The sequence below is a fragment of the Actinoplanes sp. NBRC 101535 genome (genome assembly GCF_030269225.1).
GTDB lineage: Bacteria > Actinomycetota > Actinomycetes > Mycobacteriales > Micromonosporaceae > Actinoplanes > Actinoplanes rectilineatus.
On record NZ_BSSY01000007.1, the window covers coordinates 18,451 to 33,650 of the forward strand.

General features: G+C 70.7%; 20 protein-coding genes. 13 read left to right on the forward strand and 7 right to left on the reverse strand.

The features are described from left to right. Positions 1–15: 15 nt before the first annotated feature. From QSK32_RS20350 to QSK32_RS20360, 3 genes are read left to right on the forward strand one after another with little or no spacing between them, the layout of a single operon-like run. Complete coding sequence (locus QSK32_RS20350) at positions 16–1,653, forward strand: GMC oxidoreductase (protein ID WP_285472763.1); 1,638 nt, start codon at positions 16–18, stop codon at positions 1,651–1,653. Beyond that, positions 1,650–3,071, forward strand: coding sequence for a flavin-containing monooxygenase (locus QSK32_RS20355; RefSeq protein ID WP_285472764.1), 1,422 nt, complete (start codon positions 1,650–1,652; stop codon positions 3,069–3,071). Before QSK32_RS20350 ends, QSK32_RS20355 begins: the two co-directional genes overlap by 4 nt. A gap of 25 nt (positions 3,072–3,096) precedes the next feature. Beyond that, complete coding sequence (locus tag QSK32_RS20360) at positions 3,097–3,492, forward strand: hypothetical protein (protein WP_285472765.1); 396 nt, start codon at positions 3,097–3,099, stop codon at positions 3,490–3,492. Here the strand turns inward: QSK32_RS20360 and QSK32_RS20365 are convergent. Continuing rightward, positions 3,467–3,910 (reverse strand): hypothetical protein, encoded by a 444-nt coding sequence (locus QSK32_RS20365; RefSeq protein ID WP_285472766.1) that lies wholly within the window; start codon positions 3,908–3,910, stop codon positions 3,467–3,469. The two genes, QSK32_RS20360 and QSK32_RS20365, sit on opposite strands and share 26 nt — an antisense overlap. A gap of 83 nt (positions 3,911–3,993) precedes the next feature. Here QSK32_RS20365 and QSK32_RS20370 point away from each other — a divergent pair, with 83 nt between their 5' ends. Both QSK32_RS20370 and QSK32_RS20375 read left to right on the forward strand, forming a co-directional pair. Beyond that, positions 3,994–4,224 (forward strand): hypothetical protein, encoded by a 231-nt coding sequence (locus tag QSK32_RS20370; protein ID WP_052720494.1) that lies wholly within the window; start codon positions 3,994–3,996, stop codon positions 4,222–4,224. 19 nt (positions 4,225–4,243) lie between these two features. Next, positions 4,244–5,041, forward strand: a complete 798-nt coding sequence (locus QSK32_RS20375; protein ID WP_045742723.1) for a hypothetical protein — start codon at positions 4,244–4,246, stop codon at positions 5,039–5,041. Between the two features lie 213 nt (positions 5,042–5,254). Here the strand turns inward: QSK32_RS20375 and QSK32_RS20380 are convergent, their stop codons facing one another. Both QSK32_RS20380 and QSK32_RS20385 read right to left on the reverse strand, forming a co-directional pair. Further along, on the reverse strand, positions 5,255–5,653 hold the full coding sequence (locus QSK32_RS20380; RefSeq protein WP_285472767.1) for a PASTA domain-containing protein: 399 nt from the start codon (positions 5,651–5,653) through the stop codon (positions 5,255–5,257). 77 nt (positions 5,654–5,730) lie between these two features. Beyond that, a complete protein-coding gene (locus tag QSK32_RS20385) occupies positions 5,731–6,330 on the reverse strand; it encodes a TetR/AcrR family transcriptional regulator (protein WP_285472768.1) in 600 nt (199 codons plus the stop codon). Positions 6,331–6,385: 55 nt separating this feature from the next. On the opposite strand from QSK32_RS20385, the gene QSK32_RS20390 reads away from it, so the two are divergent. Further along, on the forward strand, positions 6,386–7,486 hold the full coding sequence (locus QSK32_RS20390) for a glycosyltransferase (RefSeq protein WP_285472769.1): 1,101 nt from the start codon (positions 6,386–6,388) through the stop codon (positions 7,484–7,486). A 21-nt stretch (positions 7,487–7,507) separates the two neighbouring features. Here the strand turns inward: QSK32_RS20390 and QSK32_RS20395 are convergent, their stop codons facing one another. Then, the gene (locus QSK32_RS20395) at positions 7,508–8,008 is read right to left on the reverse strand and encodes a LuxR C-terminal-related transcriptional regulator (protein WP_285472770.1); all 501 of its coding nucleotides are present in this window, start codon (positions 8,006–8,008) and stop codon (positions 7,508–7,510) included. Between the two features lie 146 nt (positions 8,009–8,154). Here QSK32_RS20395 and QSK32_RS20400 point away from each other — a divergent pair, with 146 nt between their 5' ends. Beyond that, positions 8,155–9,198: a pectinesterase family protein gene (locus tag QSK32_RS20400; protein WP_285472771.1), complete on the forward strand. Its 1,044-nt coding sequence runs from the start codon at positions 8,155–8,157 to the stop codon at positions 9,196–9,198. Positions 9,199–9,304: 106 nt separating this feature from the next. On the opposite strand, the gene QSK32_RS20405 is transcribed toward QSK32_RS20400, so the two are convergent. Continuing rightward, entirely contained in the window at positions 9,305–9,736 is a 432-nt protein-coding gene (locus tag QSK32_RS20405; protein ID WP_285472772.1) for a YunG family protein, read from the reverse strand. 167 nt (positions 9,737–9,903) lie between these two features. Between QSK32_RS20405 and QSK32_RS20410 the strand changes: the two genes are divergently transcribed. Genes QSK32_RS20410 through QSK32_RS20420 form a run of 3 tightly spaced genes read left to right on the forward strand, consistent with a single transcriptional unit; the run spans position 9,904 to position 12,899 of the window. Continuing rightward, positions 9,904–10,125 carry a VOC family protein gene (locus tag QSK32_RS20410; RefSeq protein ID WP_353050980.1) on the forward strand — a complete coding sequence of 74 codons (222 nt, stop codon included), beginning with the start codon at positions 9,904–9,906 and terminating at the stop codon, positions 10,123–10,125. Beyond that, on the forward strand, positions 10,122–11,429 hold the full coding sequence (locus QSK32_RS20415) for a serine hydrolase domain-containing protein (RefSeq protein ID WP_285472773.1): 1,308 nt from the start codon (positions 10,122–10,124) through the stop codon (positions 11,427–11,429). The genes QSK32_RS20410 and QSK32_RS20415 overlap by 4 nt, the downstream gene beginning before the upstream one ends. Before the next feature lie 45 nt (positions 11,430–11,474). Further along, the gene (locus QSK32_RS20420) at positions 11,475–12,899 is read left to right on the forward strand and encodes a dienelactone hydrolase family protein (protein ID WP_285472774.1); all 1,425 of its coding nucleotides are present in this window, start codon (positions 11,475–11,477) and stop codon (positions 12,897–12,899) included. 10 nt (positions 12,900–12,909) lie between these two features. On the opposite strand, the gene QSK32_RS20425 is transcribed toward QSK32_RS20420, so the two are convergent. Then, positions 12,910–13,482 carry a hypothetical protein gene (locus QSK32_RS20425; RefSeq protein ID WP_045742717.1) on the reverse strand — a complete coding sequence of 191 codons (573 nt, stop codon included), beginning with the start codon at positions 13,480–13,482 and terminating at the stop codon, positions 12,910–12,912. A 134-nt stretch (positions 13,483–13,616) separates the two neighbouring features. Continuing rightward, a complete protein-coding gene (locus QSK32_RS20430) occupies positions 13,617–14,180 on the reverse strand; it encodes a DUF5317 family protein (protein WP_285472775.1) in 564 nt (187 codons plus the stop codon). A gap of 18 nt (positions 14,181–14,198) precedes the next feature. Here QSK32_RS20430 and QSK32_RS20435 point away from each other — a divergent pair, with 18 nt between their 5' ends. The 3 genes from QSK32_RS20435 to QSK32_RS20445 all read left to right on the forward strand — a co-directional run bounded on the left by QSK32_RS20435 (position 14,199) and on the right by QSK32_RS20445 (position 15,184). Beyond that, the gene (locus tag QSK32_RS20435) at positions 14,199–14,606 is read left to right on the forward strand and encodes an Mth938-like domain-containing protein (RefSeq protein WP_285472776.1); all 408 of its coding nucleotides are present in this window, start codon (positions 14,199–14,201) and stop codon (positions 14,604–14,606) included. Positions 14,607–14,711: 105 nt separating this feature from the next. Next, on the forward strand, positions 14,712–14,903 hold the full coding sequence (locus QSK32_RS20440) for a hypothetical protein (RefSeq protein WP_157411033.1): 192 nt from the start codon (positions 14,712–14,714) through the stop codon (positions 14,901–14,903). A gap of 38 nt (positions 14,904–14,941) precedes the next feature. Then, positions 14,942–15,184 (forward strand): hypothetical protein, encoded by a 243-nt coding sequence (locus tag QSK32_RS20445; protein ID WP_285472777.1) that lies wholly within the window; start codon positions 14,942–14,944, stop codon positions 15,182–15,184. Positions 15,185–15,200 lie beyond the last annotated feature (16 nt).

The following is a 15,200-nucleotide window of genomic DNA, read 5'->3' on the forward strand; positions in this document are numbered from 1 at the left end:
TGTGATGGTACGCCGATGTCGTACGACTACGACGTCCTCGTCATCGGCTCCGGGTTCGGCGGCAGCGTGACAGCACTGCGCCTGACCGAGAAGGGCTACCGCGTCGGCGTCCTCGAGGCCGGCCGCCGCTTCACCGACGACCAGTTCGCGAAGACGTCCTGGCGGCTGCGCGACTACCTGTGGGCGCCCGCGCTCGGCTGCTACGGGATCCTGCGGCTCACCCTGCTCAAAGACGTGATGATCATGTCGGGGGCGGGCGTCGGCGGAGGTTCCCTCGGGTACGCGAACACCCTCTACGAGCCGCCGGAGGCGTTCTACGCCGACCCGCAGTGGGCCGGGATCACCGACTGGAAAGCCGAACTCGCCCCCTGGTACGACCAGGCGAAGCGCATGCTGGGAGTGACCGTCAACCCCGTCGAGACCGCATCCGATCACGCGCTGCGCGCCGTGGCCGAGCGGATGGGGGTGGCGCACACGTTCCGGCGTACCCCGGTGGGTGTGATCTTCGGAGAGCGCGAGGGGGCCGCCGTGCCGGACCCGTTCTTCGGCGGCGCGGGACCGGCCCGCCGCACCTGCACCCTGTGCGGCGCGTGCATGACCGGCTGCCGGGAGAACGCCAAGAACACATTGGTGAAGAACTATCTGTATCTGGCCGAACAGGCCGGTACGACGGTGCATCCGCTGACCACCGTCCGCACGGTCCGCCCGCTCCCGGACGGCGGCTACGCGATCGGCACCCGTCGCACCGGTGGGCGCGGGCGGCGCACGTTCACCGCGGGTCAGGTGGTGTTCGCCGCGGGCGCCCTCGGCACCCAACGGCTCCTGCACCGGATGCGCGACCAGGGCGTTCTGCCGCGCGTCTCGGCACGGCTCGGCGAACTCAGCCGCACCAACTCCGAGTCGATCCTGGGCGCGCGCACCCGCGACCGTGACCGCGACTTCACGCACGGCGTCGCGATCACCTCCTCGATCCACCCCGACCCGGTCACGCACGTGGAACCGGTCCGCTACGGGCCGGGCAGCAACCTGCTCGCGCTGCTCGCCACGGTGCTCGTCGACGAGGGCCGTCCGCGCTGGTGGGAGGCGCTGCGGCGGCTCGCGCGGGCGGGCCGTGACCTGCGCCTGTACGTCTCACCACGCCACTGGTCACGGGAGACGATCGTGCTGCTGGCCATGCAGCCGCTCGACAACTCGATCACCGTGTTCCGCCGTCGCGGCCGGTTGACCAGCCGGCCCGGCATCGGCTCGCCGAACCCGGTGTGGGTGCCCGCCGCGCACGACGTCGCCCGCAAGGTCGCGTCCGAAATCGACGGGGTGGCCATCGGCGCGGCGACCGAACTCGTCGGACGTCCGGTGACCGGGCACTTCATCGGCGGCTGCGCGATCGGCGAGGTGGTCGACCCCTACCTGCGGTTGTCCGGCCATCCCGGCCTGCACGTGATCGACGGTTCGGTGGTCGCGGCGAACCTCGGCGTCAACCCGTCCCTGACGATCACCGCGCTGGCGGAGCGGGCCGTCGCGCTGTGGCCGAATCTGAACGACCCGGATCCGCGTCCGGCGCCGGGGGAACCGTACCGGCGGGTCGACCCGGTCGCGCCACGGACCCCGGCGGTCCCCGCGCACGCCCCGGCAGCGTTACGGCCCCGCTCATGAGGATCGCGATCATCGGGGCGGGGTTCGGCGGGATCGCGGCCGCCGCGGAACTCCTGCGCACCGGATTCCGCGACATCGTGCTGCTGGAGAAAGGCGACCGGATCGGCGGGGTGTGGCGGGCCAACACCTATCCGGGATGCGCCTGCGACATTCCGGCGCCGCTCTACTCGTACTCGTTCGCGCAGAATCCGCTGTGGAGCGGCCGTTTCCCGCCGCACCACGAGATTCAGCGATATCTGGAATCCTGCGCTGCCGACCTGGGCATCACTCCGCTGATCCGGTTCGGTGTGGAGGTCACCGCGGCGACCTGGGACGGCGCACACTGGCGACTGCGCACCGGCGCCGGTGACGAGACCGTCGCCGACGTGCTGATCCCCGCGGTCGGCCAGCTGTCCCGCCCGTCGACACCCGTTCTCCCCGGGGCGGAACTGTTTCGGGGAACCGCCGTCCACACCGCCGCATGGCATCCTGGCGTGCCGGTCGACGGGCAGCGGATCGCGGTCGTCGGCACCGGGGCCAGCGCCATTCAACTCGTCCCGGCGATCGTCGACCGCGCCCGGCACGTGACCGTTTTTCAACGCAGCGCCCCCTGGACGTTGCCGAAACCGGACCGTCGCTACGGGCGGGTGCGGCGGGCGGCGTACACGAGAATGCCGTTCCTGATGCAGGCGGCCCGCGCCGGAACCTGGGCCATGACCTGGGCGACCGGCCGGGCGGTGACCGGTGACCGGGTCGCGCTCGCCCTGATCAGGGGCGTGTCGACGGCGCAGCGCCGACTTCAGGTGCGCGACCCCGCGTTGCGCGCCAAGGTCACCCCCGACGAGCCGATGGGCTGCAAACGGGTCCTCTTCACCAACGCCTGGCTGCCCACCCTGGCCCGCCCCGACGTCACCCTGACCACCGAGAAGATCGTCGCCGTGACCGAAACCGGCCTCCGCACCGCGGACGGCGCCGACCATCCGTGCGACGTGATCGTCTACAGCACGGGATTCGCCGCGACTGATTTCCTGGCCCCGATCACGGTGACCGGTCGCGACGGTCTCCTGTTGTCGGAGGAATGGCGCGACGGCGCCCACGCCCACCTCGGAATGACGGTTCCCGGATTCCCCAACATGTTCCTGATCTACGGCCCGAACACCAACACCGGCAACACGTCGGTGATTTACTTCCACGAGGCGCAGGCCCGGTGGATAGCGCAGGCTCTGCGGTTGGCGTCGGCCCCTTTGGAGGTACGCCGTGAGCGCGCCGAAGCCTACGACCGCGAAATCCAGTCCCGCCTGGCCGGAAGTGTGTGGACGGGATGCCAGAGCTGGTACCGCACCGCAGCCGGCCGCGTCGTGACGAACTGGCCCGGAATGGCCGCCGAATACCGCCGCCGCACCGCCCGCCCCGACCCCGGCGACTTCCTCCACCCGTAGCCTTCCCGGCGGGGGAGGATTCGTGTTGAGCGCATTGGCAAAGGTGGAACGGTGGAGTTGGCGTCAGATCGGCGAGCCGGAGAATCCGAGCGCCGGTCCGGTGCACCTGCTGTTCGCGGACGGCAGCGGCATTCTCATCGATGGCCGCAGCGACTGGTCCCTGGAGATGACGGAGACCACGCGGGAAGACGACGCGTGGCGTGCCCGATTCGATTACGACGTGGAGGGGTCGCGGTGGTCGGTACGGGACGCCTCCCGCGAGTCGCCGTTCCTGCCGGTTCTGGGAAGACGGCTGACCAGCCTGGAACCGATCCACAACGAGGTCGGTGAGGTGACCGGTCTCCGGCTGGACTTCGACGGCCGGCTGATCACCCTGAACACGTGGCAGGGTGAGGTCACCACCGGCCCGGTGCGTCGCTGACCGGGTCCGGACTGAACTGGGCGAAGTCGTCCAGGCGGCTGAACGGCACCACTTTCGCCGCCACGGTCGGGTGGCCCTCCAGACGTGCCTTGAGGAGGCGGTGCATGCCGTCCAGGACAGTGAGCCCGGTCGGACGCTGGAGGACGTGGATCGGGAACGCCAGATCGGCTGACGTCGTTCGCGCGTACTGAACAGTGAAGGTTGTGGGGTGTTGCGCGACGGCCTCGGGAGTCAGCACGAACGGTCGTCCTCCGAAAGACCACAGGGGGAGTCGCAGATGCCATGCGAGATCAGCGGTGGGCACCCGCGTCACCGGGAGCTCCAGGCTCCACAGGCGCTCCCGGTCCCACAGGAAGTCGAGCACCACGGCGTGGAGCGCCGGCGGCATGGCGTGGAGAAGCGGGAAAGGAGTCCGCACGAACGTCAGTCTGCCCCTCCCCGTCCACCCGTCGAAATCGCGTTGAGGGGGCGTGTCTCCGGCCGCCCGATCCGCTGCTTCCCGTGGTCCGCGGCATCCTCCAGCGGGACGGCGCCATGGCGGCGCTCCGGCATATGCGCAGAGCCGTGCCGCAGCTGTCACTACTGGAGGTCAAGGACTACGTCGATGCCGTCCGGGACGGGGGTGAACCCGCAGAGGAGCTGATCAGCCGCACCCGCGACAAGCCTCGGCGCACGTATTTCGCCATCGAGACCCTCGCCGGCCCGGTGCGGCAGGCATCAGAAGATCGATGACCGTGGCACGATGCGAGCCGTGCGTCCTGGACCCTTCATTCTGGCGGCTTCGACGTTGTTCGCCGCGGCGCATGTGGCCGGGGTACTCCTGGCGGTGCCGGTCTGGCGTTACGCGGAGGTGGCGAGCCTCGGGCTGGCTCTCGTCCATGCCGTGCTGGTGGGGCTGCCCGCACCTCGGTGGGCGGTGCCGGCCTTCCTGACGGTGTTGCTCGTGGATGCGGTGCGGACTGTTCCGGCCGTGCCCGGCGACTCCTACGGCTGGCAGGTGCTCAGCCCCGGTGACGCCGCTGACGTGCCGTCCGGGTTCGAGGTCGCGCTGGCCGCATGCTGGGCGCCGATCGTCGCGGTCGTACTGCTGCTGATCGCGTGGCGCCCCTGGCCCCGCCCGTCGCGGGCGGTTGCGGTGGCGGCGCTGCTCACGGGTTTCCTGGTCACCGGCTATGCAGCGGTACGGGCTTCCGCCTCGGGCAGCGCCGATGACGTGTGGACGGTGAGCTTGGCGGTGCTGCCTGCCGTGGCGCTCGGGCTGGCCGGCCTGGCCCTCGCGATGGTGCTGGCGGGGACAGGGGATCGGCTGGCTGCGGCCGGCGCGCTGTTGTTGACGGTCGTCGCGTTGCCGAACATCGATTCCAGCATCGCGGGTGTTCTGCTGCCCTACAACGTCCAGCAGAGCACCGGGCTGTTCGGCTGGGATCTCATCAGGCCGTCCCTGTCACTGCCTCAGCCGATGCCGGCGTTGACGACAGCCCTGGAGATGACCGCGTACCTGCTGATGGTCGCCGGACTCACCGGGCGCCGATCCAGGCAGGACGCTTGACCGGCGCGATCGGTATCGTGCCGGAATGGACGAGGGCGGAGCGGTGGGGGACGGCCCGCCGGCCGACGGGATGCGGTTGTCCGTTCGGATACGACACGACTTCACGGTCGGCGCCGCCGATCGTCTGCTCGCCGCGGCCCGGCGGACCTATCGGCGGCTCAACCCGGATGCGAGCGCGGACGACGCCGCGACGATGGTGACGTCGGGGCGTGATCAGCCGTCGGTGTTCTTCTTCACGGTCGCGGTGATGAACGAGTCGGCCTCGACCGTGGTGCCCGCCTTCGGATCCTGCGACAGGACCACCCAGTTCGCGTCGATCACCGGCAGCCGGTTCGCGCCCGTGGCGTCCTTCGCCGGTGCCACGTGCAGGCCCGCGGCACGCCACAGGTCCTGCGCCGACTGGTAGTCCAGGCCGACCCCGTCCGGCACCTTGATCTTCGCGGCTTTCGGCGCCGGCGCGGAGGTCGTGGTGCTTTCCGGGGCGGCGGATGTGGTCACCACCGTGGTGGTGACCACGGGAGCCGGTTCCGCGGGGTCGTCGGGCGACCCGCAGGCGGCAACCGCCAGCAGCGTCATGACGGTCAAGCCCAGCGTGAGGCGTCGAGCGATCATGTTTCCCCAAACGATCGGTGTCCCTGATGTCCAGAGTCTCAGGCGTCACCGGGAACGTGCGACACACATCGCGGCCGTCATGGAGTGAAGAGTGCGGCAGGGACGGCCTGGTGCAGCCATTTCTCGGACTCGTCGAGAGTCCAGCCGAGCTCGTCAGTACGCAAGAAGTATGCCGTGTTGGACAGGTGCAGCCAGAGCAGGTCGGTGGCGTGCCGGGCGTCGACGCCGTCGCGCAGGGCGCCCATCTCGGCCAGCCGGTCCGCGGTCACCCGCAGAGCGCCCCGCAGGCCCTCGTGGGCGATCTCCTGGATCTCCCGGACCCCGTCGTCCTGGGGTGCGGCGGCGGCGACCTGGCGCATCAGCCCCGACCACACCTCGAACCGCTGGCGCGTGGCGGTGATCAGGAAGCCGACGAGGGCGGCCGGGTCGCTGATCGTCGCCAGGTGGGCGACGGCCGCGGCGTTGTCGTCGGTGTCGACGCCGTTCTCGATGAGGGCGCGCAGCAGGCCGCTCTTGCCGCCGCCGGCCGCGTGCACCCAGGCGACCGAGACGCGGGCCTCGGCCGCGATGTCGCCGACCTTGGTGGCGAAGTAGCCCTGCTCGGTGAAGAGCCGGCGTGCGGCTTCGAGGATTGCCCGCCGGGTCTGTTCGGCGTTCTCCGCCCGTCTGGTGCCCACTCCGAGATCCTACTCACTAGAGTGGTGTCAAGTGAGTGGAGTACAGTCCACCGACATGCGAATCCTGTTCACGGCCGTGCCCGCTTTCGGCCATGTCCTGCCCCTGCTTCCGCTCGCCAAGGCGGCCCGTGCGGCCGGCCACGAGGTGGCTCTGATGACGCACGCCTCGATGGGGTCGGCGGCGCCGTCGATCCCGCTGCTGCCCGGCGGCCCGAGCACGCCGGAGATCCTGGCCGACGTCACCCGGCGTACCGGCGGCGACGCGATGACCGACATGGCGGCCTTCGCCGTCGAGTACTTCGTGGAGACCCGGCTGCGCGCCGGTGCCGCGGAGGCTCTGCGCGCCGCCCGCGATTTCGGGCCCGACCTTGTCGTGGCGGAGATGTCCGACTATCTCGGCCAGTTCGTGGCGGCGGCCCTCGGGGTCCGCTGGGCCGCGCACGGCGCCACCCTGCCCCTGATCGAGCCGCTCGCCGCCCAGTTCGGGGCGCGGGCCGCCGAGCGGTTCGCCGACCACGGCGTCACCCCCACCGCGGCGTTCGCCTACGTCGACCCGTGGCCGGACAGCCTGATCCGGGACAGCGACCGCTACTTCGCCCCACGCATCCCGATCCGGCCCGAGCCGCACACCGGCGAAGGCGCGGCGTGGGTCCCGCCGGTCTTCACCGGCCGAGAGGATCGCCCGACGGCGCTGCTCACGCTCGGGACGGTCGTCGAGGATCCGGCGGTGCTCACCCGCGCCGTCGCGGCGACCACCGCCCTCGACGTCAACGTGCTGCTCGCCCCGCACACCGCGGAAGACCTCGATCTAAACAAGATCGACCCCGCACGGGTACGCGTAGCCGGCTTCGTCCCGATGCACGACCTGCTCGCCGTCTCCGACCTGGTGGTGTCCGCCGCGGGTGCCGGTACCGTGCTGTCCACGCTCGCCGCCGGGCTGCCGATGGTGCTGCTGCCGCTCGGCCTGGACAAGCCGGTCAACGCCGAGCGGGCGGCCGCGACCGGGGCCGCCCTCGTCGTCGACGATCCCGACGAGATCGGAGCGGCGGTCGCGAAGGTGCTCGCCGACGACACCTACCGTGCGTCGGCCCGGACGGTGGCCGCCGAGATCGCACGCACCGACAGCCCCGCCCAGGTGCTGGAGAGACTGATCTGACGAGAACCGCGCCCGAGACGATCAGATCCAGCCGTTGTCCCGGGCGCGGTGGGCGGCCTCGATCCGGTTGCAGGTGCCGGTCTTGCCGATCGCCGCGGACAGGTAGTTGCGGACCGTGCTCTCCGACAGGTGCAGACGGGACGCGATGTCGGCGACCGTCGCGCCACCCGTGCCCGCGGCCAGCACGTCCCGTTCCCGGTCGGTCAGCGGGTTCGGCCCCGCCGACAGGGCCGCCGCGGCCAGCGCCGGATCGATGACCCTCTCGCCGGCGTCCTGCAGCATGGCGCCGATGCGGCCGGCCCGGACGGCGTCGGCGGGCGGGCCGCCGAAGAGGGTCGCGGTGCCGCTGTCCGGTCCGATCAGGCCGAGCATGACGGCGATCGTGGTGGTCTTGCCCGCGCCGTTCGGCCCGAGCAGGGCCACCAGGCTGCCCTTCGCGATCGACAGGGTGACGTCGTCGACGGCTCGGACCGGTCCGAACCGGCGGGTGATTCCGGTGAGGCGTACCGCCAGGTCATTCATGACGATCACGCTAGAAGTGGGGGAGGGGGCACCGGCAGATCCGTCGATACACGGCCGGGCGTGACAAATGCACCGAGACTACTGATCGAGAAACATCAATGTTAACGTTCGCCTTCCACCGTCTCCCCATCCCCATGGAGATTCCGATGTCCCCACGTGACAGGCTCGTCCCCCTGTCCGCGTGCGCGGCCCTCACCGCCACGCTCCTGTTCGCCCCACCCGCATTCGCGGCCACCACCATCACGGTCGCCGCCGACGGCAGCGGCAACTACACCACCGTCCAGGCCGCGGTCGATTCCGTCGCGGCCGGCAACACCACCGCCGTGACGATCAACATCAAGCCGGGTACGTATCGCGGCGTCGTCACCATCCCGGCCACCAAGCCGTACCTCACCCTCGTCGGCACCGGCACCGCCTCCACCCAGTCGGTGATCGTCGAAGGGCACGCGGCCGGACAGACCAAGTCGGACGGCAGCACCTACGGCACGTCCGGCAGCGCCACCGTGTTCGTCAACGCCAACGACACGGTGATCCGCAACCTGACCATGTCGAACGACTTCAACGAGGCGGCGTACAACCTCGACGCCGAACAGGCGGTCGCGGTCAACACCTCCGGCGACCGGGTCCAGTTCGACAACGTCCGGATCCTCGGCAACCAGGACACCCTGCTGGTCAACTCGCCGAGCGCGTCGACGGTGCGGCGCCTCTACGTGCGGAACTCGTACGTGGAAGGCGACGTCGACTTCATCTTCGGCCGCGGCACGATGGTCTTCCAGAACGGGACGGTGCACTCACTGACCCGCGGATCGTCGTCGAACAACGGCTACATCACCGCCGCCGCCACCGACATCAACAACAAATTCGGATACCTTTTCTGGGGTACGACGCTGACCAGCAACGCCCCGGCGAAAACGGTCTACCTGGGCCGTCCCTGGCACCCGAGCGGCGACGTCAACGCCCGTGGTCAGGTGCTGTACCGCGGGGTCAGCATGGGCGCACACATCCGCGACGACCCGTGGACCGACATGTCGGGCTTCTCGTGGAAGGACGCCCGGTTCTCCGAGTACAGCAGCACCGGCGCGGGCGCCGTGGTCAACAGCAACCGCCCGCAGATGACGGCGTCCACCGCCACCCAGTACGTCCCGACGGCGTACCTGGCCGGCTCCGACGGCTGGAACCCGATCCGCTGATCCCGCGCCGCCGGCCATGTGTCGCTGAAGGCCGCCGGAACAAGAGCCGCGTCCCGGCCGCAAGAGCGCCGGGGCGCGGCTTCCGCCCGGGACGTCACACCGCCCGTCAACTCTCCGAGGGCGCCGGCGGGGAGTCGGTGGCGAGGGCGGCGAGGACCCGGTGGCTCAGGGTCTCGTACTGGTCGCGGATCCGCCACGGCCCGGCCGGCGGGCGGGGCAGCGGCGCCCCGCCGACAACCGTCTCGTAGGGGTGGAACTGGTCGGCGGTGAGGTCGGCCGTCCGGCCGTCGGGCAGCCGGTTCCAGAAGTGGTGACCGACTTTGACGCCGTCGACGAGCACCTCGCCGAGGATCAGGTCGCCACCGAGCAGATCCTGGACGACGAGTGCGGTCACGTTGCACTGGCCGCGGGCCGGGTTGCCCGGGTGCCAGTCCGCCAGGTCGTGCGGGTCACAGGTGTCGGCGCCCCAGGCGGCGCGCAGCAGCGGCCGCAGCCGTTCCAGGTCGATCGCCGGGCCGATGATCGTGTCGGTTGTCATGCGTTCACCGTGGAGTCTCGACCAGGTCGAGAGTCAAGGCCGGCGAAGGCCCCCGGCGAGCGGTAACGCCCGCGGGAGCAGTGTTGATCAATCGCCGGCCGGTCCGGCCCCGGATTCGTCGATCACCGCCACCGGGCCACCCTATCGATCCGTCTAGCATCGTCGGCATGGCGACGCGGTTGGTGCAGATGAACATGAAGGCTAGGGACGACGCCACCCTCGGCGCGTTCCGGGCGCAGGCGCTCGGCTGGGAGACGTCCAGCGAGGGGCCTGGCGTGACCAACCTGGAGCCGGCCGGTCTCGACTGTATCGGGCAGGGTGACGACGTGTCGTGGGTGATGACGGCCGACCCGGAGGGCAACGAATTCTGCCTCCTCACGCCGGCATGATCGCCCAGGAGTGGGCTCGGGAACTGGAGCGACTCGACCGGAACGTCTCGTCCGGCCGGCTCTCGCCGGATACGGCGACGCTGGCGGAGCTGATGGGTGTCTATGCGGTTCCCGGGGTGAGCTTCGCCGTCGGGGACCTGAGCGGTGAGGTGTGGGCGACCGGATTCGGCACGGCCGGCACGGGCCGGCCGGTGACCGCGGAGACCGGGTTCGCGGCCTGCTCGATCAGCAAGCATGTCACCGCGTTCGGCGCGTTGCGGCTGGTCCAGCAGGGTGTTCTCGACCTTGACGGGGACATCGGCGGGCACCTCACCTCGTGGCGGCTCCGCGACCGGGCCGGCCGTCCCGCGTACGCCACCGTCCGGCAGCTGCTGGCGCACACCGCGGGACTGTCGGACACCTGGTACCGCGGCTATCCCGCTGATCAGATGCCGACACTGCTGCAGGTGCTGGACGGCAGCGGGCCGGTGACCACGCCGCCGGTCCGGGCGACGATGCTGCCGGGGAGCCGGTTCCGGTATTCGGGAAGCCACTACACCGTGCTCGAACAACTGATGGTGGACGCGACCGGGACTTCGTTCGAGGAGCTCATGCGTACCCTCGTGCTGGAACCTCTCGCGATGAGCGGCAGCAGCTTCGACCAGGGGTTTCCGCACCGCCGGCCGGATCTGGTGGCGCATGGCCACCACGGCGGCGGCGTCCCGGTGCCCGGCGGCCGGCGCACCCAGCCGGAGAAGGCGGCGGCCGGGCTGTGGAGCACGCCCGCCGATCTGATCCGGCTCGACCTGGAGATCGCCCGCGCGGTCGCCGGGGAATCGACGCTGCTGGACCGCGAACTGGCCGATCAGATGCGGACGCCGGCGATCCCGGGTGGCGGCTACGGGCTGGGCACCGAGACCGGCGAGCGGTGGGGGCACACCGGGCAGAACGTCGGGTACACCTGTTTCTCCTATGTGTGGCCGGACCGCGGCATCGCCGTCGCCGTGATGACGAACTCGGAGGACGGCTGGGAGGTGCTGGCCGCTGTCCGTGCCGCGGCCGACCGGCTCTACGCCGTCACGCCCGTCGACGGGGGAACCGCGACCGCCGGCCGGTACTTCCTGCGCGACGACTACCCGGTCGACATCACGGTCACCGACGACGGCGTGACCTTCGCCGCGCCCGGTCAGCGCCCGGTCGTACTGACATCCACCCCGGACGGCTACCACCACCCGGGACTCGACCTGGCGATCCGCTTTCCCGGGCCCGGCATCGTGGAACTGCGTCAGGAGGGCACCGTACAGACCGCGGCATCCCGGCCGTAGGCCACGGCGATAAGATCCGGCTCCGCTTTCGAAGGAGCAAATCCGTTGAGACGTACGCTGCTCCTGCTGCTCGTCCTCGCGGCAACCGGCGCCTGGCTGATCGCCGGCGCGGACCAGGGCCTGCGGCGTGAACACGTCGTCGCCACCGGGGTTCCGCTCGACGTGGTGCACCCGTCCGGGGACGGCCGGCGGCCGGGTGTCGTGGTCGCGCACGGCTACTCCGGATCGGCGAGGATGATGGCCCCGTTCGGCGACAGTCTCGCCGCCCGCGGCTACGTGGTGGTGATGCTCGACTTCACCGGCCACGGCGCGAACACCCGGCCGATGGCTCCCGGCACGACGGACATGCTGCAGCCGGACCTGGACGCGGCCGTCGCCCACCTGCGGTCGCTGCCCGACGTCGACCCGTCGAAGATCGCGCTGGTCGGGCACTCGATGGGCGGTGGCGCCGTCACCCGGTACGCCGCCGGCCACCCCGACATCACCGCGACCGTGGCGATCTCCATGCCGGACGCGACAGTCGCCACCGCCGAACAGCCGGCCCGCCTGCTCACCATGGCCGGCGCGCTGGAATTCCCCAGTTTCCGCGCGGTGGCGACCAGCGTCGCCGGGGCCCGCGCCGACCGCGAGGCCCGGATCGTCTCCGGCGTCGAACACATCACCATTCTGTTCGCCCCCGAAACGCACCGGGAAACGGCCGCGTGGCTCGACAACGCTTTCGGCGGTGCGCCGGACAACGGCGCGATCCCCTTTCCCGGCCGCCGGCTCACGGGCGCGATGCTGCTGGTTCTGGCGTTCTTCATCGGCCTGCACCCCTTGGCGTCGCTGCTCGGCGGAACACCCGGCACCCCGTGGCCACGCCTCCCCTCTCTGGCCGCCACGGTCCGCGTCGTAGTGGTGACGACCACGGCCGCCGTGCCTAGCGCGGTGATCGCCCGTTTCCTGCCGACGAATCACCTGCCTCTGGCGATTGCCGGCTACGTCGCCGGTTTTGCCGCCGTCTGCGGGACGCTGCTTTTCGCGTACGCGAGAAAGAGATCCCGCGGCACCCGGCGCAACCGGCCCCAGCTTTTGGTCGTGCTCCCGTATGCGATCCTCGCCGCCGGCGCCCCGGTGCATTTCGGCCTGACCCACGCGTGGCCGGTCGGCCCCCGCTGGTGGCTCCTTCCGATCGTCTGGGCCGGTTTCGCGCTGCTCGCCTACGGCGCGGAACTGTCGGCCGACGACAACCCGCTGCTCCTGCTGCCCATCGCGGCGGTGGTCGTGGTCGTCCTGGTGGCCGCCGCCGCAGTCAACCTGACCAGCGGGTTCGTGGCGCTGATCGTGGCCCCGATGATCGCCCTGCTGATCTGGCAGGCGTTGTGGAGCGTCGTTCTGCGCCGCTTCGCCACACCCACCTGGCTGATCGCCCTGACCGGTTCCGCGGTGGTCGCCTGGCCGCTGGCAGTGGCCCTGCCCCTCACCACCTGACCGTTCTCGGCTATTCGTCGGCCTCGTCGCACCGAGCCTGGAAATGGAATGCCGAGTGGTACGCCGACGGCGGGACGACCAGGCCGTTGATGTCGACGAGAGCCGCGAGCCTGGCCTCCGCCGCCTCCGCGGTGGTGACGTCGTCGAGGGAGACCCGGAGGCCGCCGAACGGGAGCCAGGCGTCGGCGCTGATCGGGTCGATGCCGAGGCCGTCGAGGTCACCGGTCAGGGTGGCGCGGACGTGAAGGTCGGTCCCGCGCTGGTCGAGCACCTCCAGGTCGATCAGGTCGTACTGGTGGTGCTGGAAGAAGTAGACGCTGCACTCGGCGGGCTCACCGAGGGCCTTGACGACCTGGCCGGTCATGGCGTGCCAGTCAGCGCCGGGCAGCGGCAGCCAGTCGACGTCCAGGAAGACCGGGCTGTCGCCGTAGTCCCGCTCGACCTCGGCGAACGGGAACCGGAAGCTCCACGTCAACGCGGGTGGCAGACCGATTCCCGTGTTGTCGAAGAGCAGGCCGGCCCAGCTGCCGCCGGGTATCGGGACCAGGTCGTCAAGGCTCAGAGCGTCCTCGTCGTCGGCCACACCGGGACTATGCCACGACCCGGTGCGGCCGATCCGGTCAGCCGCCGTGGAGTTTCGGGGCGCCTACCGTGTAGAGCAGGGTGGCCAGGGACGCGGCGACGTACACGGCGCCGAGCAGTTTGGACTTCATGGGATCACCTCCTCTCGACAGGGACGACGGGAGCGACGCAGGCGCCGGGTGGGCGGCGCCGGCGTGCGGAGTGCATCGCGCCGGCCAGGGCCGCTACGACACCGGTGGCTATCAGGATGTCGCCGGGGCTGACCACGGCGCGCAGGACCGGCACCGGGATGACGTCGGCGAGGACGGTGAGGCGGCTGTCGGCGTCTGCGGGTTCGTTCCTCGGCGTCTCGCTGGGGGTGGACGCCCCGGCGGCCGCGGCGGCGGTGGGGGAGTAGGGCATCCGGCCGTTCACCAGGATCGCCGTGCCGTTGAGGAGTACGCCGAGCAGGATCGCCGCCCCGGCCGCGCGGAGCACCGGCCGCCGTTGGCGCAGGTTCACCGCGATCCAGGTGATGACCAGGGCGAACGCGGCCGGGATCCAGTGTGTGGCCACCTGCGCGGCCACCGCTGTCCAGAGCAGCCACAACGCGCGGGGCCGCAGAGTGGCCAGGCCGGAGGGGCGGCCGCCCACGGCGTACCCGATCAGGATGCCGGTGATGATCGGCGCCGCGAGGAAAACGACCGTGGTGTAGGACACGGCTCAGGGTGCCACGAGTTGGTTCTACTGTGGGGGCCGGGCGAGCGGAGGACGATGATGGTGGAGCGATCACCGGCGGTGGTGTCGATCTCGTGGGGGAGCATGCGGGTCGACGGGCTGCCGGACGGCAAGGACTACATGCTCTACCCGGGTGGCGGGCGTCCCTGGGACTGGACGGTGAGCGGCACCCGGCACAGCCCGGGCATCCAGCCCGCCGACGTGGAGGAGCTGCTGGCGCACGGGGCTACCGTCGTCGTGCTGTCCCGCGGCATGGATCTCAAGCTCGAGGTGGACCCACGGACGCTCGCGTTGCTGGCGGAGCGCGGCGTGCCGGTGCATGTGGTGCAGACCGAGGAGGCGGTTCGTGTCTACAACGAGCTGGCCGAGACCGAGGCGGTCGGCGGCCTGTTCCATTCGACCTGTTGACGACGTTCGGTGCCGTCCACCTTCGCAGGCGGAACCACGGGTGATCTGCTCGATCGGGTGAATCGGGCGTTTCCCGGTCGTGGCCTGCCGCCTATCCTGGACCACGTGACGACCACCGGCACCCAGGAACGTCAGCCGCGCCCCTCAGAGGGTTTCGCTGCGAAGCTCGGCCTGCCCGCTCGTGAGCTCACCGCCGTGGATGTCGCCGACTTCAAGGCGTGGATGCGTGCCGGCGACAATGCGCAAGCCGCCCTCGATGCCGAACAGACCCCGCCGCCTGCACCAGCTGGACGCTGAAGAGCCATTGACCGCGTGTCCAAGCCACGACCCCGGCCATGTGGGACTACATCCTGACCTGTCACGGTGTCACCGAGCTCCCGTTGTCCGTGCACACCGCTGTCGCGACCGGCGACCTCGCCCGGCCGCGACTGACGAACCATCCCGTGCACCCGGAGATGCGCGGCCCGCTTCAGGCCGCGCAGGTCCTGTCCGAGGCCCGCTCCATGCGAGCGATCATCGTCACCCGGTACCCGGAGTTGTACGGCGGGCACGACGACGTCACTGTCGCTCCCGTTTGACGTCGGCCAACGGGAG